The organism is Nocardiopsis alba, from assembly GCF_000710955.1.
In the GTDB taxonomy this organism is placed as follows: domain Bacteria; phylum Actinomycetota; class Actinomycetes; order Streptosporangiales; family Streptosporangiaceae; genus Nocardiopsis; species Nocardiopsis alba.
In genome coordinates, this window is the sequence record NZ_BAZE01000008.1 from 36,918 (window position 1) to 53,353 (window position 16,436).

Here is a 16,436-nt window from a genome sequence, read left to right on the forward strand (position 1 = left end):
CTTGAACAGAGCACTCATCTATTAAAGTTTAAAGCTTTATACTTTAATGGATCGTATTTCTGTGAAAGGAAAGCACCGATGGCCACATGGGAAGAGGAGCACTGGCAGTCCAGTGTGGCCTCCGGCGTGCCCCGGTCCGCGCGGCGCGACCGCCTACCTGGCCCGTGAGGTGCTGGAGTTGATCACGATGGCCGAGCGCGCCTTGGCCAGTACCAGGTTCGACACACGTGTCTCGGCCCCCGGCCGTTCCGTGCCGGCGCGGCCGCAGGTCTGAAGGCGGAACGTCCACCTGCTTCGTGCCGGAGTGGTGTCGCGGAGGCATCCACGCGCTGTGAGAAGTAGCGGGCGAGCCCGGACGGGAAACTGTTCCTACCGGTCGAGGTCGGTGTACTTGGTGGCCGTGCCGTAGGCGCGGTCGACGGGGTACCTGGTGTCGTTGAGGTCGATCTTGTCCTTCAGGGCCTGTTCGAGGTCCACGTCCAGGACGGTCGCCAGGCGCAGGAGGTAGGAGAGGACGTCGGCCATCTCCTGGCGTACGGCCTCGGCCTTGGCGGGGTCCTCCATGACCGTCTGGGATTGTTCGGGGGTCAGCCACTGGAACTCGGCGGCGAGCTCGCCCGCCTCACCGGCCAGCGCCATGGCCAGGTTCTTGGGGGTGTGGAACTGTTCCCAGTCCCGCCGCCGCGCGAAGTCGGCCAGGGCGAGCTGAAGCGAGGAGATGGACATGGTCGAGGGATATCACGCTTGAGCGGGGACGGCCCACTCGGACCGGAGAGGGGGAGGGAGTGTCCGGACGTCCTGGCGGCTCGGAGGTCCGGGCACGGGTCTTCGACATGACCTGAGGAGATCTGAGTGGGTACACCCACTCAGATCTCCTTACGTTTCGAGCTCAGGGAGGGCCTGGGCTGAAGATGGTGTGAGTGCCGACCCGACGCCAGATCACGTGCGGCTTGCCTGGGAAGCGTTCGTCTCCGTACTCCCATGTGGCTCGACCATCAGGTGCCCAAGTCATCTCGTAGACACCCGGAGCGCCCTGGACGCCCTTGACCCGAAGGCTGGGGCGGAACTCCCCTTTCTGTACATCGGGCGCGAACTCGCCCGTGACCACGCGCCGAAAGCGCGTGACCTGCTCCCTGGTCAGTTTCTTGAAGTCCGCCTTGAAGCGGGGGGTGGTAGCGAACGTGGCCAACGGATCTTCAGCGCTCCTGTTCAAGAGCGTCGAACATCGACTCCGCGTCCTCGAACTCCTCGGTCCGACCGGCGGCGATCTGCTCACTGGCCTCCCGTTCACCCTGCTGCCACTCCCGGTCCCAGAACCAGGCCTGATCGGCCGGGACCACGGTCATGCCGCGCAGTACGACCTGACCGTCCTCACCGATCTCGAATTCGACCTCGTCGCCTTCACGGATGTGCAGCGCCTCGGTGACCTCCCGAGGCAGAGTGAGCTGGTTCTTACGACGCATCACCGAACGTCGACGTCTCTTCTTCGTGTCCTTCACTTTCGAGGACCTCTCTGTCGTGCTGCGCCGCTTCCCCAACCGGCGGCACCTTGTCTCAATCCTACAGTCAGAAAGTCGGATTTTCCGAAGCCTTGGCGATTCACTTTGGACCTGCCGAGTCTGCGAGCGTCGTTCACCCCCGTGATCGACGGCCACCGCATTCTCCGGATGACGATCGGAGCGGTGCTCACACCTGTGCTCGGCGCACCCGTTCGTCTTCCGGCGGCCGACGGAAGACGTCTACTGTGGCCGCATGCGAGTCGACGACCGGTCTCGTGGCGCGGTGGCCATCATCGCCAACGCCCGCGGAGACCTCCTGCTGCATCTGCGCGATGACCTTCCTCAGATCGCCTGGCCCGGTCATTGGTCGGTGCTGGGCGGTGGGTGCGATCCGGGTGAGAGCCCACGTCAGACGATCGTGCGCGAACTGGACGAGGAGGCCGGGTTGGTCGTCGAGGACTTGGTCGAGCTGTTCGAGGTCCCCGATGTTCACGGGTCCGGGCGGCTTCTCACCTTCTACGCCGGAGTGTGGGACGGAGACGCCGAGGCCCTGCCGCTGACCGAGGGGGTCAAGCTCGCCTGGGTCGCCCCCGATCTTCTCGACACCCTGCTGATGCCGCCCTTCATCCGTACCGCGCTCTATCGCTATCTGGAGGATCGTTCCTGACCACGGCGTTGGCCTGAACGCGGTCGGCTTCGAACGGGAGGGCGAGGGGTGTCGGTTTTGTCTGTTTCTCGACAACATGCAGAAATGACGGGTCGGCCGGGATAGCGTTGCAGGTCAGAAAGACTGCTCCCCGCGCACGCGGGGATGGACCCTTCTTCTCCGCGGCCCGGTTGGTGATCTGCTCCTGCTCCCCGCGCACGCGGGGATGGACCCGACCTCGCCCCAGGTCGAAAACGACCGCCCTTCTGCTCCCCGCGCACGCGGGGATGGACCCGAGCCCCAGGAGACCGTGCTGGTGCGCCATGTCTGCTCCCCGCGCACGCGGGGATGGACCCAGCACGCACGAAACACGAAGGAGCCCTCATGGCTGCTCCCCGCGCACGCGGGGATGGACCCGACCTCAGCCCCAGCGTCCTGGGCCAACTCAGCCTGCTCCCCGCGCACGCGGGGATGGACCCTACGTGACCGCGTACCTGGACGAGAACCCGCACTGCTCCCCGCGCACGCGGGGATGGACCCTCGTCGTGGCCCTCGGTCGCCTTGGTCGTGGGGTGCTCCCCGCGCACGCGGGGTTGGACCTCACTCCTGTCCACGTTCATGACAGTCCCTACCCCTCATCCGTAAGCCAGGTATGCCAACGAAGAGGATCGCGGACGACCTGATGAGGTCGGTGGCCCGGATGCTTTCGGAGGGCACGATCTCGCCCCGGTCGAAGCGCGAACTCGAAGAGGTGTCTTACGCTCTTCGCACGGTTCAACGGCGCTGGAAGGGTTTCCAGAATGGGCGAGCAGCAGGACGTGCGGGCACTGGACTACCTGTACGAGGCCGGTCTCCTCAAACGCTACAAGCGGACCGGCTGGGTCGTTGCCGGTGTCCCTGACCCGGAGTCGATAGCGGACCACTCGCACCGCACCGCCCTCACGGCGGCCGTCATCGCGGAGCTCGAAGGCGCGAACCCAGAGCGCGCCGCGTTCCTGGCCCTGTTCCACGACACTCAGGAGACTCGGCTGACGGACATCCCCTACATCGGGAAGCGGTACCTGAAGGCCTCCAGCAACGCGGAGGTGACCGCGGATCAGACAGCGGGGATGCCGGAGGGTCTCGCGCGGTTGATCGGTGGTGCGGAAGCGGAGTACGAGGCCAAGGAGTCGGCGGAGGCGCGATGCGCGAAGGACGCCGACAAGCTCGAATGCCTTCTCCAGGCCGTGGAGTACCGGGAGCAGGGGACGGACACACAGGCGTGGATCGACACGTCTCTCGCGGCGTTGAAGACCGACGGCGCGCAGAGGCTCGCGAAACTGGCGTTGGACCGGTCGCCGTTGGCATGGATGCACGAGGCGCGGGACTCCAAGCCCCCGAAGTAGCCGGACATGTAGGACGGACCCTGAACCTTGCGCACGCGGGGATGGACCCGATGTTGAGGTCAGACGCCAGGACGGCGCGTCCTGCTCCCCGCGCATGCGGGGATCCCTCATCCCACCCGACCACCCACAGCTCTCACCCCACGAAGCGAGGCCCGCACCACCTCGCCACCGGCGTCGCCGTAGGTCCCACTCGGGTCGCCACCCGCGTCATATCGTCGACCCATGACCACAGCTCAGGAGCTCGCCGGCCAACGTCATCGTGACCACATGCGGAACCTGCTCGTCCAGGCGGCTGAGGGGTTCGGTCTGACTCTGGTCGGGGAGCCGGTGTTCGGGTGGCGGGATCGCACCATCGGCGCTCCCGGACGCGGTCCGCACGGTGACCTGTGGGTGCGGGTCACCACCGAGTTCCCCGCCTGGGCCTCTGGTCGGGCCTGGACCGGTAACTCCGACGCCGACGCGCTCAGTGGGGTGCCGCGGCCCGAGGTCGTCGAGGTCACCGAGTGGGACGACCCTCCCCGCCGAGTTCGTGCCGAGGCCGCCACCCTGCTTCCCGGGGACGTCCTCTCGACCACGCGCTTCCTGCACGGGCGGCCCGAGGCGGGAGAACTCTGGTGGAGCGATCTACGCGACGCTCTCGACCGCCTGGCCGAACAGGACACGGATCGGGTCGCCGTCGACCAGGAGACCATCACCCGGCGCCTGCTGGTGTTCTTCGGCGACGCCATCGATCCGACCGTCACCCGTTGGACGACCGCCCACGGCGACCTGCACTGGAACAACCTGCTCGGCCCCGACCTGGGCGTCCTGGACTGGGAACTGTGGGGGAGCGGCCCGGCCGGTCTGGACGCCGCCACGCTGTACTGCCACAGCCTCACCCACCCCGAGACCGCTGAACGGGTGCGTCGGGCGTTCGTCGACCTGCTCGACACCCCCGACGGGATACGAGCGCAACTGTTCGTCATCACCCGGCTGCTGCTGCGCATCGAGCGCGGCGACGACCCGACCATCGCGCCTCTGCTGCACCGAAAGGCGCGCGAGCTCCTGGACGATCAGAGCCGCTAGCCCCCGCGTCCCGAGCTCCACGCGCCCCGGCCCCCATCGGCCGCGCTCGTTCGCGATGGTGGGCCCCGGCGCGGTCTCCACCGCCCGGAGCCCACCTGAGCCCTCCCGTCCCTCGCGAACGACGTGTGGTCAGGCCACCGACACGATGACCTTGCCGCGCGTGTGCCCATCGGCGACGAGGTCCTGGGCGGCGGCGATCTCCGAGAGCGGGAACTCACGGGCGATCGGCACCCGGAGGCCGCCGTCGGCGATGGCGTCCATGACCTCTTGCAGAGCGTGCTCGAAGCCCGGCTCCCTACCGGTGACGAGGATCCCGCCCTGCTCGGGGACCTCGGGGTCCACGAGCGTCGCGATGGGGGCCGTCTCGCTCGAAAGCGCCCGGAGGTCCGTGAACTTTCCGCCGGTCACCAGGTCGAACGCCGCGTCGAAGGGGCGGTCCGTGGCGGCCCGCGCCCGGGCCTGCCAGCCCTCCCCGTACTCGATCGGGACGACCCCGAGTTCCCGCAGGTGCGCGTGGTTGGCCTGGGACGCCGTTCCGACCACGGTGGCCCCGCGGGCGATGGCGAGCTGGGTGAGGAAGGTGCCCACACCGCCGGACGCGCCGTCGACCAGGATCATGTCGCCACGGGACACCCCCGTGAGTCCGAGGGCCCGTACCGCGGTGCCGCCCCCGACCCCGATCGTCGCGGCGACGCGCAGGTCGACGGAGTCCGGGACGTGTACCAGTGTGGCCGCGTAGGTGTTCACCAGCTCGGCGGCCGCGCCGCTCGGGGAGAGGCCGGCCACCCGGTCACCGGGGGAGAAGCCGGTGACACCGGCACCGATCCGTTCGACCGTTCCGGCGACGTCCATTCCGGTGATCGTGGTGCCCTGGAGCGGGCCGCCGTCGCCGAGCGTCCCGGTACGGATCTTGATGTCGACCGGGTTGACGCTCGCGTAGGAGACCCGGACCTGTACCTCTCCCGCTCCGGGCTCGGGGACCGGGAGTTCGGACACCTGGAGGACGTCGCTATCGCCGTATTCGGTGTAGAAGGCCGCGAGAGTCATGTGGACCATCCCTTCTCTGCTCTTGTGTGTCGTCATGGTCCGAGGAAGTCCGCACGTGGCGTGGGCCCCTCGGGGTGCGGTCGGACCGCTCGATCGGAGTTCTGCCCCGGCTCGGTCATGGCGGGCCCGGCGGTCCAACCGCCGTCGACGGCGCGTTCGGCTCCGGTGGCCACGTTCGCTACCATCCCCCGCTTCAAGGCGGACTTCAATGAAATGGCCGATGATCAGGTCGCTCGTTTCCGGAGTGACACCGGCCGGTCGCCCCCGCGCACGCGGGGATGGACCCTTGGCGAGCTACGTCGAAATGGCGACCCGTACTTGCTCCCCGCGCACGCGGGGATGGGCCGAGGGGCGCACGCGACGTCATCCAGCGGACGCACGCGGGCCGGCGCCGGGGTCAGTCGTTGATCACCGACCACATCCTCAGCGTCGGCCCCTTCCGAAGGGCGTCGTCATCCCGCGGGGGTGTAGGCCCAGAGCCAGATGGCCGGGGTTCCCAACAGGCACAACACCCTGATCACCCATTCGGGGGCCGACTGCCGGCCGGTGGCGAACGGCAGCGGGGAGTGGAACATCCACCATCGTTTCCCCCGGTACTTCAGAGGCCAGGCCAGGGGGACCCCGGCCGGGGTCAACCAGTCGCCGAGGATGTGCACCAGAGCGCCCACGCCGACGGTGATCCCGAACAGCCGCGGGTCGGCGCCCACCAGGTGGGGGGTCGTCGCGACCAGGTAGGTCAGGGTGGCCGCCAGCAGGGCCAGGGACAGGATGGCCGGGGTGGCGCGGGCTCGGCTCTGGCCGGTCACCTCTCGCCAGATCACTCCGATCCCGAGCGCGGTCATCAGCCACACCAGGACGGGTGCTCCCCAGAGTCCGGACGAGGCCAGCAGCCATGCCAGAGCGCCGAAGCCGGCCGCGGCGGGCAGAGTGTGGGTGAGGTGGCGGTGGCCGCCCTCATCGTGGCCGGCCGAGTCCCGCGAGGTCGCGGTCCATCGGTAGACCAGACGGGACAGGCCTCGGGTGAGGTGCGAGATGCCTTCGGTGATCGGGGCCAGGGAGCGGCCGACGCTGGAGTTGGGTTCGTCCAGGTCCGGTAGGAGAGCGGCGCCGGCTCCGACGGCCGCGCAGAGGACGAGGTCGGCGGGGTGGTTGCCGAGGACTGCGCCCAGGGCGGCTCCGGTCAGTAGGCCGGTCGCGGCGTGGGAGGTGCCCATCATGAGAGGGGGTCGCTTTCGTGCCGTAAGGGGTGTTCCGCACCTGTTCGGGAGAGTCCGAGGGTAGATGTGGGGCGGCAACAGAATATGGACACTTTTGTCTTCTTGTAGAGGGAAAAGGTCCTTATAGCGCCTCTGAGGTCGAACGGGGATCTGAGCTCTCACACGTGGGGGTGGTCTGAGGTCAGGGTGCCGTGGAGCTCATGGCCGAGTGGTCCTCCGAGCACGCGGGGATGACCTCGTACATCAGCCGATCGAGGTGGGCAGAGGGGTCTGCTCTTCGCGTATGTGGGCCGATCCCATCTCGTTGAGGTCGGCCCCGGAACCTCGCCCCTGCTTTTTGTGGGGTGTCTAGGCTGGTGGGGATTGGTGTTCGGGTGGGTGGTCGAGGAGTGTCGGTTTTGTCTGTTTCTCGACAACGTGCAGAAATGGCGGGTCGGCTGGGATAGCGTCGCAGGTCAGGAAGACTGCTCCCCGCGCACGCGGGGATGACCCCCGCTCTTCGATGCGGTCGCCAAGGGATTCAAGCTGCTCCCCGCGCACGCGGGGATGACCCCACCCGGGCCCGAGCGGCCGCTCGGAGCAACGGCTGCTCCCCGCGCACGCGGGGATGACCCCACCATCCACGCCCGTCCCAACCGGCGCTACTTCCTGCTCCCCGCGCACGCGGGGATGACCCCCACATCCTGGCGGACCATCCCGTGTCCAGGTTCTGCTCCCCGCGCACGCGGGGATGACCCCCGGCGGGGTTTCTTCGTTCCGTGTTCCATCGGCTGCTCCCCGCGCACGCGGGGATGACCCCGGCCGAAGAGATACAAAGGCTCACTCATCGAGCTGCTCCCCGCGCACGCGGGGATGACCCCCGCCAGGTGCAGCGGGGCCTGGCCGACGCCGACTGCTCCCCGCGCACGCGGGGATGACCCCTGGGTACACGGACACGCCGAGCCTGCCCTGGCGCTGCTCCCCGCGCACGCGGGGATGACCCCCCGACCGAATGGGGCATCGCGCCGCAAGCTCGCTGCTCCCCGCGCACGCGGGGATGACCCCGACTTCACCTTGCCCGTCCTCGGAATGGGCTACTGCTCCCCGCGGATGTGGGGATGGGTGGAGTGGTCGTTCTGGGCGTGGGGAGGCCCCGGGAGTTGGCTTGGTGCTTCCGGGGCCTGGTTGGTTTTGGGGTTATCGGGTGAGGGTGGTGAGGAAGGCTGCCCATTCGTCGGTGGGGAAGGGCAGGTGGCCGTCCGTCCTTCGTTTGGTGTCGCGGATGGCGGAGGTGCCGGGGATGTCGGCGACCTCGACGCAGTTTCCCTGACTTCCGGAGTAGCTGGACTTGCGGAAGTTCAGGGGGTGGGTGGTCTCAGGCATGGTGGGCCTCCGCGCGGCGAGCGGTGGTGAGGAGGGCGGTCCATTCGCTGCTGCTGAAGGTGAGGTGTCCTGAGGCGGGGTTCTGTGAGTCGCGGATGGCGGAGGCGCCAGGGATGTCGGCGACCTCGACGCAGTTGCCAGTCGGCTGACTGTAGGAAGATTTGCGGAAGGTGAGGGCTTCGGCCTGGGGGAGGGGCATCGTCCATCGCTCCTGAGTCGGGTGCTGGGGGAGCCTCAGGGTAACCCGCGAGTTCAGGAACGGTAGAGAACAGTGGTGACCGGGTTTTCCAAATGCCCTAGCTCAGCAGACAGGGGATGGAGACCTGAGAAGCCCTTGGTCCTTCCCAGCCAGGAAGATGGAGGGGTACAGTGGTTCTGGGATGCTTTCAGGTAAAGCACGACAAGGCCCCCAGGCGCAACCTGGGGGCCTTCGTCGTGTCCAGGGCTACTTCGATACGGAGTTCAGAAGCGCAGCCCACTCATCAGAGGGGAAAGCTAGGTAGCCAGCCTCTGGATTCTGGCTGTCCCGGACAGCCGTACCGTAGGTCATATCGGCGACCTCGACGCAGTTTTGAGTGGTAGATCCGCTGTAGGAGGACTTGCGGAACTTCAGGTGGGATGCCTCAGGCATGGTGCGCCTTCACTTCATAGGGATGCAAGTCGGTCCCGGATGAGCGCCCGGGAGTCAGAAACCGATAGAGCTTCCGCTTGCACGTAGTCATAAAAGTGCTGGTAGCGGGTGACTTCTTGCGGTTTCTCCAGATAGAGCTCCTCAGACATGACTTCAAGGTAGACGACAGGGAGGTCGGGAGGAGGGAACTCCATGATCACGAACTGCCCGGTCATCGCTGCGTGCGGCCCCCTGCTCATCGGGAGTACTTGGATGCCGACGTTCGGGCGATTGCCCATCTCCAAGAGGTACTCCAGCTGCCCCTTGAGCTCTGGCGTGATGCGCAGGAGTGCTGCTTCATCGAGGACAGCCCAGAACGTCACCGGATTCATCTTGGTGAACACGTTCTTGCGGAACATGCGAGCGTCCACTCGTTGAGCGAGTTCGGTTTCATCGCTCACCATGCCGTTGCCAGCGATCACTGCCCGGGCGTACTCGGGAGTCTGTAGCAGGCCAGGGATGGACATGGACTCGTAGCTTCGGATGCTGGAGGCTTCGGATTCCAGCCCGACGAATTGGCCACTGCCGAGGGCATCTCCAAACGTGGCCCACCAGCCTTGCTGGTTGGCCTCCTTCGCCAGAGTGACGTAGGAGCTTCGCTCAGCGGGGTCGGTGACCTCGTAGATGTCAAGAAGCATCAAGACGTCATCGGCTTGAACTCGCTTCCACTCGGCGCCCTCCAGCCTGGTCAGCTTCGAAGCCGACCAGCCTCGGTGTTTCCCCGAACGTCGTTTGGCTTCCTTAGCGACCTTGCTGGCAGTCGACCCAGAGGCTTCGCGCAGCTCCCTCAACAGCCTGGAGAGGCGGCGTCGGCGCAGTGTCGGGCTGGCCACGTCTCTGCTCCTCCTTGTAACGGTCACTCGTGCTGCCGATCCTACGTGCGGCCCTGGGGAATCAGACATTTCGCGCACTACCCATCACTAGACGGTGTTCGCAAGAGGAATTCTTTCACCATTATCCAGATGGGTATTGCAAATCTAGATGCAGGACGCAACCATGGACTCACCTGGAAGCACTGCCGGACCTCCCATCCGGCTCCCTGAGAAGAGGTGTGCGCTATGGCGCCCCGTTCCCTGAAGCCCCCTGCCCGACGACATCGCCGTGCGGCGAGGCGGGTGAGGAGCTACGTCCTCGACCTGCTCTCCTCGACCCCCGCCCCCTCACGTGCTCCCTCTCTGACCCCGGTGTTCGTGCCTCGGCCGCGTCGGCCTCTCGAAGCCCTCAACGCATCGGAGGTCCCGCTGTTGGAGCGGGTGTTGACCGGACTGCGGAACCTGCCGGAGGTGGCGTGACGATGATGGATATCCAGACCGAGGCGTTCCTGTCCGCCCTGAGCGATGCCCTCCGACTCCCCGCTCCCGCCACGACCGGCAGGGGTGCCAGCACGTCCCGCTCGGCCGGCCCTTCCGTGCCTCTCTGTTCGCGTTCTCGTTCCGGGGCCGCCAGCGCTTTCCCCTCCTCCTCCGTCTCGGCCGTCACTCCCGCCGCGTATCTGGGTGAGCACCACCCCGCTTTGCTTCGGGCGCGGATGTGTCAGGCTCGGGCCGCGTTGTCGGTGGCGCTCTCCTCCGGTGACCTTGCGGCGGCGATCGCCCTACTCGACCGGCTCACCGAAACCGAGGGGGTCGTCTCGTGAACCGGTCTTGCTTAGAAGCCCATCTGACCTCGGCGGGCCGCACTCGCCGTTGCGTCCGTGCCCGCACGCACGAGGGCGTCCATATGGACGAGTACGGAGACACCTGGGCCCCTCCCGCCCAGGTTCTGGCCGAACTCACCGCCCGCTGGGGCCGCACACACAAGATCGCCTGGACCGGACGGTTCTGGCTGGCCACCCACCATCACCCTCGCGCCCCCTGGCGCAGCCAGATCGAACCCACCCCCGAACAGTTGGAATCACGGCTGCGCGCCCACTACGGGATGCCGCCCGGCCCTCCAGTCGAGCGCACCAAGAGGAGGCGGGATGCGCGCTGAAACGCAGAAGCCTCCGGCTTGGGGCGCGGCCCGCAGCGGAACCCTTCTCGACCGTGAGGAATGGGCGTTGACCAACGCGGCACGCACCTTCGACTACCTGGACTACGGCAAGGACTCCTGGAGCCAGGACCGCCACACCGCCATGCGCATGGCCGAAGCCTCGCCAGGTCTGGCGGGGCAGATGTTGGTGCACCGCAAAGCCCGCGAAGGCGTGGTCGACGCGGTCTGCCACTCCTTCCCCCAAGTCGTGGATCTGGGCTGCGGGTTGCCGACGATGCGCCGGGCCCCGCACGAACGCGGCCGGGTGCTGTGGGGAAGCCGGTCCCGCACGGTCTATGTCGACCACGACCTCGCCGCACTGGCCGCCGCCCGCGCCTGGTGGGAGCATCCGGCCCGGGTCCGGGGAGGCAACGTGCACGTCCTCGACCTGGACCTGCGCTATCCGGCGGGTCTCACCGCCGCGTTGAGCGAGCATCTGGATCTGTCGGTGCCGGTGGGGGTGCTCTCCACTCTGACACTCGACCACTTGGAGGATTCCGAGGTCGCGGGGTTGGTGGAGGCGTTGGCCTCCCGGTTGGCTCCGGGAAGCGGATGGGGGATCACCCACCTGTCCGGGATGAACGGCGCCGCCGACGTCTACACAGGCCAAGCGCAAGAGCAGGGCGCGGATACCCGGCTGGTGGCACGCGAGCCGGACGGGTTGCGAAAGCTCTTCGAGACCGCAGGTTGGCGGTGGCACGTCTCGCCACCGAACGACCCGGGCCGGGGAGAGCCGCCGATCGCCGCCCTGACCACCCTCACCGGAACCACTCGGCCCTGCTGATGCGGCTGTGGAAAAGCCCTGTGCCGCAGACCGCGGAACACTCGGCCGGTGCCTCGGAGGGGCGTTCCCACGAGCGCCCTTCCGGGGCCCGCACGCCGGGCTCGATCACCCGCCTCCCTTCTCCGATCTGGAGTCTTCGAGTGAACGAACATGACGCGGACTCCCTGTGCGCCGAGTCCAAGAAGGCGCTCGGCGTCCACCTGAAGTGGTTGCGCAAGGCGGCCGGGCTGAGCGGCTATCGGTTGTCGGGGGTGGATCAGTCGACGGTTTCTCGGATCGAGACCGGACGCATCCGCCCCTCCCACGAGCTGATGATCCGCCTACTCGACGCCTACGAAGCCGACCAGGAAGGACGGGAGCAGGCCTACCTGTTGTGGGATCAGGCCCAACTCCCACTCCAGACCCGGCGCCGCCAGGTCGAGGGAACGCGTCCCGCGTGGGACCAGGCCGCCCGCCCGGCCTGCGGTCCGACCTTGTTGGCCGGGGCGAGCGCGGCCGAGGACGCCGCCCGCTATCTCACCCGTGCGCAGTGGGCGGGCAACAGTCCGGCCCGCAGGAACGCCCTGTTGGACGACGCCGAAGGACGCCTGGTCCAGGTGCTGGCCGCGCTGCACGCCGCCCGGACACGGACGCGCTGAACGACCACGTTTTTCCACGACCCCCGATAACGACCCCCTTTGAGAGAAGAACATGACGCAGCCGGATGTCGACCCCATGGACCTGCTCACCCCCCAAGAGGTCGCCCAGGCCTTCCGGGTGGATCCCAAGACCGTGCGCCTATGGGCCCAGGAAGGAAGACTGCGCTGGGTCCGCACGCTGGGCGGACATCGCCGCTACTTCAAGGCCGACGTCCAACGCCTGCTCACCGAACCCGGACGATGACCACATGAACAGACATTTCAATGAAAACGGGATGACATGACCGCTCCCGAATAGATCAGCGGTGGACGGTCCGTGATGACCGAGACCGTGATCGGGAGCAACACAAGAACGTGAGGGCCGGCTGGATGTCGGAGCCGCGGGACTGGAGACCCGCCGGCTCCGATCGGGACCCTCCGCGGGGCCGCATCCTTCGGGGTGCGGCCCTGGCCATCGAGTGCCCGATCAGGATGCCCCGAGCGCTTCGACCTCGCGTCCCATGGGTCACACGGAGAGGTGGTGGGGGTGCTTTTCGCTCGTTTTTGTGAAGCGGACTTTTGGGTGGGGGCTGCCAAGGTGCCGGGAGGTTCTTGTCGGTGTGGGGCTCTAAACTCCAGGGAGAAGGTCTGCTCTACGACCTGTGTCGTTGACAGGTCGGGAAGAGGGCGGGGATGGTCGGGTTGAAGAGTCCTGGTCCCGCGTCGATTCCGGGGGTCTCGATGAGAAGCCGAAGAGCTCTGATTTCAGCGCGGCGCCGGGGGCGGATGTACTACCGGATGCCTTCATCGCCCCTGCAAGGGGTAGCAACAAATGGTGTTCCTTGAGCTGGTTGCGTTTGGCCAAGCCCTCATCGCCCCTACGAGGGGCAGCAACATCTGATCTAGATCTGCGGAGGGCACCTGAAGCAGTCCTCATCGCCCCTATGAGGGGCGACTACTCCACTCCCCGTATGCCCCTTGGAGGCGCATTTGGGGCGGTCGGGCAGACTGGCGGGGAGACCATCCCGAGGGAGGACGGATGAACGAGGCGGCGATCCGCGTCTACGGAGCCGACTGGTGCCGGGACTGCCGACGTACGAAGAAGCAGCTGACCGAGCTTCAGGTGCCCTTCGAGTACATCGACGTCGAGCACGACACGGCGGCCACGGAACAGGCCCGGGAGATCTCGGGGCGGACCAACATCCCGGTGGTCGTCTACCCGGACGGCTCCCACCAGGTCGAACCGGCCAACGCGGAGGTCGAGGCGAAGCTCCGCGAGCTGTCGCTGCTCTGACATGAGGACGGCGCCGCACCCTGCAAGCAAGGGTGCGGCGCCGTTTCATTCGACCAGGTCCTCGACGAGGGGCCGTGGGTCCGGCCTACCCCGAAGCCGTGTCAGGAGGCCTGTTCCAACCCGCACCACGCGGCGATGAACAGGGCGATGGACTTGGTGATCCGCCGTACGGACTCGACGTCGACGCGCTCGTCATATCCGTGGATGGCCTCGGAGATCGGCCCGTAGACCAGCGCGGGAACCCCCTGGTACAGGGTGTAGACACGCCCGTCCAGGTAGCCGGGGGTGGTGAAGGTCCTCAGCTCCTCCTCGAAGACGGCCCGGTGCGCTCCGCGCAGAACGTCCTCCGCCTCCGTCCCCTCCGGTAGGACATAACCCTCGGAGTAGAAGCCGGTCCGTTCGCCCACGGCCTGGATGGGGTTCCCCGCATCGTCCGTGGTGGTGTTCCGCAGAACCTCCTCGATCTGCTCCCAGGCGTCGTCGGCGCTCACCCCGGGATAGAGCGCCGCCCGGACCTGGAGCTCGCACCAGGCGGGAACGCTGGACGGCCAATCGCCACCGGTGATCCCACCGAGGTTGAAGTTGATGGGGTGGTCGAGGTCCTCGAAGTAGGGGTGCCGGTCCTTCTCGTCGTTCCAGCGCCGTTCGAGCTCGCGCAGTCTCCCCATCACGTGGTGTGCCGCGTCGATCGCGTTGAACCCCGACGTCATCTCCCTCGGGTGCGTGGGGTGCCCGGCGACGCGCACGGTGAACCAGATGACGCCGACGTTGGCGCGGACCAGCATGTCCTCCTCCGGCTCGGGGATCAGGACGGCGTCGGCGCGGTAACCGCGCTGGATCGTCGCCAGCGATCCGTTGCCGGTGCACTCCTCCTCCGCCACGGACTGGAAGTGGATGCGTCCGGTGGGCATGAACCCGGCCTTGAGCACGGCGTCGTAGGCGAACAGGTTGGCGGCCAGCCCCGCCTTCATGTCGCCGCTGCCCCGCCCGTACAGCCAACCGTCGATGACGGGGGCGTCCCAGGGGGACCGGGTCCATTCCTCGACGGGGCCTTCGGGGACCACGTCGATGTGGCCGTTGAGGATCAGCGAACGACCCCCGCCCTGGGCGGGCGTGTACGTGCCCACCACGTTCTCGACGCCCTCGTAGGAGACCTTGATCTTCCCGGCCCCGGGATGGGCGGAGATCTCCTCGGGGTCGAGCTCCCAACGGTCCATGGCCAGGCCTCTCCGCTCCATGGCCTCGTACATCAGGTCCTGTGCCGAGGACTCCCGAGTGCGCAGGGAGGGATGACGTACGAGTTCCTGGGTGAAGGCCAGTTGGGCATCGAAGGCCTCGTCGACCGCCGCTTCGATACGCGCGATGACTTCGGGTTCGAGGTTCAAGTGGATCTCCTGTACTGAGGTCGTGGTGGGTGTGGGCGGGCGCTTCACGCCTTGGTCGTCGGCGCGTTCTCGGCGGCCCGGACGTCCGCGACCCTGATCCGCTCGCCGGCCACACCGCCGAGCGCGGTGATGACGCAGATGCCGATGAGGACCAGCACCGCGGGCCAGGACGCCCCGTCGTCCACGACCAGAAGCGCGGTGGCGATGAGCGGAAGGAAACCGCTGAGGGTGCCGGCGAGGTTGTAGCCGAGGGAGACGCCGCTGTAGCGCAGCCGGGCCGGGAAGAGATCTGCCAGCAGCGTGCCGGTGACGGCGTAGGCCAGGGTGATGAGGCAGATGCCGATGGTCACCGCGATGGTGATCGCCCAGGGCTCGGCCGTGTCGATGAGCCGGAAGAGGGGGAAGGCGGCCACGCCCGTGGTCACGGCGCCGATCACCGTCATCCGGCCGGGGCCGAAGCGTTCGGCCACGCGCCCGGCGATCAGGGTCGTGACGATCTGGAAGACGGCGGCGACGAGTGTCGCGTTCACGACCGCCTGGCGGTCGACCTCCAGGACGGTGGAGGCGTAGGAGACCACGAAGGTCGTCATCATGTAGAAGCCGCCGACCCCCAGCAGAGCCGCGGCGACCGCCACGAGCAGGCGTCCTCCGGCTTCGCGGAACAGGGCCAGGGCGGGCACCTTGGCGCGGTCCTCCATCTCCAGGAGCTCCTGGAAGACGGGGGACTCCTCCACCTTGAAGCGGATGTAGAGGGCGATCCCGAGCAGCGGGAACGCGGCGAGGAACGGGAGTCGCCAGCCCCAGGCGTCGAACTCGGCCGCGGGCAGCACCAGCACGGCGGCGAAGGCAGCGGAGGAGATGAGAGTGCCGACCGGGGAGCCGATCTGGACCAGGGCGGCATACCGGGCGCGCTGCCGTTCGGGGGCGTGTTCGATGGCGATGGTGATGGCGCCGCCCCATTCGCCGCCCACGGCCAGCCCCTGGAGGAGTCGCAGGACCGCGAGCAGGATGGGCGCGGCGATACCGATCGCGAGGTAGTCGGGGAGCACGCCGATGAGTCCGGTCGCGCAGCCGATCATGACGATGGTCGCCAGCAGCGCGGGTCGCCGGCCGTAGCGGTCGCCGATGTAGCCGAAGATCAGCGCTCCGATCGGCCTGGCGGCGAAACCGACGCCGAAGGTCGCCAGCGCCGCCATGAGACCCGCGCTCGGGTCGAGGTCGGTGAAGAACAGACGGTTGAAGACCAGTGCGGCGGCCATGCCGAACAGGAAGTAGTCGTACCACTCCAGGGCGGTGCCGACGAAGGCGGCGAAGGCGATGCGCTTCGCGTCGGTCGCGTCGACGTTGGGGCCTCGCGCGCTCGGAGTGGTCGGCTGGGGCTGTGACATGTGATCCTCCGGGAGATGTGCACCGGTCGGGCGGACCATCGACGACCAGGTGTGATGTCGATCATCG

21 protein-coding genes and 2 CRISPR repeat arrays are annotated in these 16,436 nt (G+C 67.5%); of the genes, 10 read left to right on the top strand and 11 right to left on the bottom strand.

Features of this window, described 5'->3' with window-relative positions:
• Window positions 1–112 precede the first annotated feature (112 nt).
• Window positions 113–274, top strand: a complete 162-nt coding sequence (locus TR33_RS26405; RefSeq protein ID WP_017533199.1) for a hypothetical protein — start codon at window positions 113–115, stop codon at window positions 272–274.
• A 95-nt stretch (window positions 275–369) separates the two neighbouring features.
• Here the strand turns inward: TR33_RS26405 and TR33_RS15615 are convergent, their stop codons facing one another.
• Together TR33_RS15615 and TR33_RS15625 are read right to left on the bottom strand one after the other, a co-directional pair.
• Complete coding sequence (locus TR33_RS15615; protein WP_017533200.1) at window positions 370–726, bottom strand: nucleotide pyrophosphohydrolase; 357 nt, start codon at window positions 724–726, stop codon at window positions 370–372.
• A gap of 470 nt (window positions 727–1,196) precedes the next feature.
• On the bottom strand, window positions 1,197–1,463 hold the full coding sequence (locus TR33_RS15625) for an AbrB/MazE/SpoVT family DNA-binding domain-containing protein (RefSeq protein ID WP_017533201.1): 267 nt from the start codon (window positions 1,461–1,463) through the stop codon (window positions 1,197–1,199).
• Between the two features lie 289 nt (window positions 1,464–1,752).
• On the opposite strand from TR33_RS15625, the gene TR33_RS15630 reads away from it, so the two are divergent.
• The 3 genes from TR33_RS15630 (at window position 1,753) to TR33_RS15640 (ending at window position 4,595) form a co-directional block, all read left to right on the top strand.
• The gene (locus TR33_RS15630) at window positions 1,753–2,166 is read left to right on the top strand and encodes an NUDIX domain-containing protein (RefSeq protein ID WP_017533202.1); all 414 of its coding nucleotides are present in this window, start codon (window positions 1,753–1,755) and stop codon (window positions 2,164–2,166) included.
• A gap of 123 nt (window positions 2,167–2,289) precedes the next feature.
• Window positions 2,290–2,746: a CRISPR direct-repeat array (repeat unit 29 nt; unit sequence CTGCTCCCCGCGCACGCGGGGATGGACCC).
• A 199-nt stretch (window positions 2,747–2,945) separates the two neighbouring features.
• Window positions 2,946–3,530 (top strand): HD domain-containing protein, encoded by a 585-nt coding sequence (locus tag TR33_RS15635; RefSeq protein WP_017533203.1) that lies wholly within the window; start codon window positions 2,946–2,948, stop codon window positions 3,528–3,530.
• 222 nt (window positions 3,531–3,752) lie between these two features.
• Entirely contained in the window at window positions 3,753–4,595 is an 843-nt protein-coding gene (locus TR33_RS15640) for a phosphotransferase (RefSeq protein WP_042283825.1), read from the top strand.
• A gap of 129 nt (window positions 4,596–4,724) precedes the next feature.
• Here TR33_RS15640 and TR33_RS15645 read toward each other — a convergent pair whose 3' ends face one another.
• The 7 genes from TR33_RS15645 to TR33_RS15665 all read right to left on the bottom strand — a co-directional run bounded on the left by TR33_RS15645 (window position 4,725) and on the right by TR33_RS15665 (window position 9,724).
• On the bottom strand, window positions 4,725–5,642 hold the full coding sequence (locus TR33_RS15645; protein ID WP_052358181.1) for an NADP-dependent oxidoreductase: 918 nt from the start codon (window positions 5,640–5,642) through the stop codon (window positions 4,725–4,727).
• A gap of 32 nt (window positions 5,643–5,674) precedes the next feature.
• The gene (locus tag TR33_RS26640; protein WP_159068793.1) at window positions 5,675–5,815 is read right to left on the bottom strand and encodes a hypothetical protein; all 141 of its coding nucleotides are present in this window, start codon (window positions 5,813–5,815) and stop codon (window positions 5,675–5,677) included.
• Window positions 5,816–6,094: 279 nt separating this feature from the next.
• A complete protein-coding gene (locus tag TR33_RS15650) occupies window positions 6,095–6,856 on the bottom strand; it encodes a metal-dependent hydrolase (RefSeq protein WP_234305855.1) in 762 nt (253 codons plus the stop codon).
• Between the two features lie 467 nt (window positions 6,857–7,323).
• Window positions 7,324–7,903: direct repeats of the CRISPR family, unit length 29 nt; unit sequence CTGCTCCCCGCGCACGCGGGGATGACCCC.
• Between the two features lie 132 nt (window positions 7,904–8,035).
• Window positions 8,036–8,221, bottom strand: coding sequence for a DUF397 domain-containing protein (locus TR33_RS15655; RefSeq protein ID WP_042283832.1), 186 nt, complete (start codon window positions 8,219–8,221; stop codon window positions 8,036–8,038).
• Window positions 8,214–8,420 (bottom strand): DUF397 domain-containing protein, encoded by a 207-nt coding sequence (locus tag TR33_RS15660; RefSeq protein WP_042283835.1) that lies wholly within the window; start codon window positions 8,418–8,420, stop codon window positions 8,214–8,216. Before TR33_RS15660 ends, TR33_RS15655 begins: the two co-directional genes overlap by 8 nt.
• Window positions 8,421–8,666: 246 nt before the next feature.
• Complete coding sequence (locus TR33_RS26060) at window positions 8,667–8,852, bottom strand: DUF397 domain-containing protein (protein ID WP_084570261.1); 186 nt, start codon at window positions 8,850–8,852, stop codon at window positions 8,667–8,669.
• Between the two features lie 14 nt (window positions 8,853–8,866).
• Entirely contained in the window at window positions 8,867–9,724 is an 858-nt protein-coding gene (locus tag TR33_RS15665) for a helix-turn-helix domain-containing protein (protein WP_234305856.1), read from the bottom strand.
• A 282-nt stretch (window positions 9,725–10,006) separates the two neighbouring features.
• Between TR33_RS15665 and TR33_RS26065 the strand changes: the two genes are divergently transcribed.
• From TR33_RS26065 to TR33_RS15695, 6 genes are all read left to right on the top strand, one after another.
• Window positions 10,007–10,183, top strand: a complete 177-nt coding sequence (locus tag TR33_RS26065; RefSeq protein WP_234305857.1) for a hypothetical protein — start codon at window positions 10,007–10,009, stop codon at window positions 10,181–10,183.
• A 427-nt stretch (window positions 10,184–10,610) separates the two neighbouring features.
• Window positions 10,611–10,862 (top strand): hypothetical protein, encoded by a 252-nt coding sequence (locus TR33_RS15675; protein ID WP_042283840.1) that lies wholly within the window; start codon window positions 10,611–10,613, stop codon window positions 10,860–10,862.
• On the top strand, window positions 10,852–11,685 hold the full coding sequence (locus TR33_RS15680; protein ID WP_234305858.1) for an SAM-dependent methyltransferase: 834 nt from the start codon (window positions 10,852–10,854) through the stop codon (window positions 11,683–11,685). The genes TR33_RS15675 and TR33_RS15680 overlap by 11 nt, the downstream gene beginning before the upstream one ends.
• A gap of 140 nt (window positions 11,686–11,825) precedes the next feature.
• The gene (locus TR33_RS15685; RefSeq protein ID WP_042284005.1) at window positions 11,826–12,323 is read left to right on the top strand and encodes a helix-turn-helix domain-containing protein; all 498 of its coding nucleotides are present in this window, start codon (window positions 11,826–11,828) and stop codon (window positions 12,321–12,323) included.
• Between the two features lie 76 nt (window positions 12,324–12,399).
• Window positions 12,400–12,567: a BldC family transcriptional regulator gene (locus TR33_RS15690; protein WP_014908989.1), complete on the top strand. Its 168-nt coding sequence runs from the start codon at window positions 12,400–12,402 to the stop codon at window positions 12,565–12,567.
• A gap of 774 nt (window positions 12,568–13,341) precedes the next feature.
• Window positions 13,342–13,596, top strand: coding sequence for a glutaredoxin domain-containing protein (locus tag TR33_RS15695; RefSeq protein ID WP_014909624.1), 255 nt, complete (start codon window positions 13,342–13,344; stop codon window positions 13,594–13,596).
• Between the two features lie 101 nt (window positions 13,597–13,697).
• On the opposite strand, the gene TR33_RS15700 is transcribed toward TR33_RS15695, so the two are convergent.
• On the bottom strand, window positions 13,698–14,981 hold the full coding sequence (locus TR33_RS15700) for an ArgE/DapE family deacylase (protein WP_042283844.1): 1,284 nt from the start codon (window positions 14,979–14,981) through the stop codon (window positions 13,698–13,700).
• Window positions 14,982–15,025: 44 nt separating this feature from the next.
• A complete protein-coding gene (locus tag TR33_RS15705) occupies window positions 15,026–16,369 on the bottom strand; it encodes an MFS transporter (protein ID WP_042283846.1) in 1,344 nt (447 codons plus the stop codon).
• Window positions 16,370–16,436 lie beyond the last annotated feature (67 nt).

Coding starts and splice junctions, on each gene's coding strand:
- TR33_RS15615 (WP_017533200.1), bottom strand. CDS start 726: ATGTCCATCTCCTCGCTTCAGCTCGCCCTGGCCGACTTCGCGCGGCGG.
- TR33_RS15625 (WP_017533201.1), bottom strand. CDS start 1,463: ATGCGTCGTAAGAACCAGCTCACTCTGCCTCGGGAGGTCACCGAGGCG.
- TR33_RS15630 (WP_017533202.1), top strand. CDS start 1,753: ATGCGAGTCGACGACCGGTCTCGTGGCGCGGTGGCCATCATCGCCAAC.
- TR33_RS15635 (WP_017533203.1), top strand. CDS start 2,946: ATGGGCGAGCAGCAGGACGTGCGGGCACTGGACTACCTGTACGAGGCC.
- TR33_RS15640 (WP_042283825.1), top strand. CDS start 3,753: ATGACCACAGCTCAGGAGCTCGCCGGCCAACGTCATCGTGACCACATG.
- TR33_RS15645 (WP_052358181.1), bottom strand. CDS start 5,642: ATGACTCTCGCGGCCTTCTACACCGAATACGGCGATAGCGACGTCCTC.
- TR33_RS15650 (WP_234305855.1), bottom strand. CDS start 6,856: ATGGGCACCTCCCACGCCGCGACCGGCCTACTGACCGGAGCCGCCCTG.
- TR33_RS15655 (WP_042283832.1), bottom strand. CDS start 8,221: ATGCCTGAGACCACCCACCCCCTGAACTTCCGCAAGTCCAGCTACTCC.
- TR33_RS15660 (WP_042283835.1), bottom strand. CDS start 8,420: ATGCCCCTCCCCCAGGCCGAAGCCCTCACCTTCCGCAAATCTTCCTAC.
- TR33_RS26060 (WP_084570261.1), bottom strand. CDS start 8,852: ATGCCTGAGGCATCCCACCTGAAGTTCCGCAAGTCCTCCTACAGCGGA.
- TR33_RS15675 (WP_042283840.1), top strand. CDS start 10,611: ATGGACGAGTACGGAGACACCTGGGCCCCTCCCGCCCAGGTTCTGGCC.
- TR33_RS15680 (WP_234305858.1), top strand. CDS start 10,852: ATGCGCGCTGAAACGCAGAAGCCTCCGGCTTGGGGCGCGGCCCGCAGC.
- TR33_RS15690 (WP_014908989.1), top strand. CDS start 12,400: ATGGACCTGCTCACCCCCCAAGAGGTCGCCCAGGCCTTCCGGGTGGAT.
- TR33_RS15695 (WP_014909624.1), top strand. CDS start 13,342: ATGAACGAGGCGGCGATCCGCGTCTACGGAGCCGACTGGTGCCGGGAC.
- TR33_RS15705 (WP_042283846.1), bottom strand. CDS start 16,369: ATGTCACAGCCCCAGCCGACCACTCCGAGCGCGCGAGGCCCCAACGTC.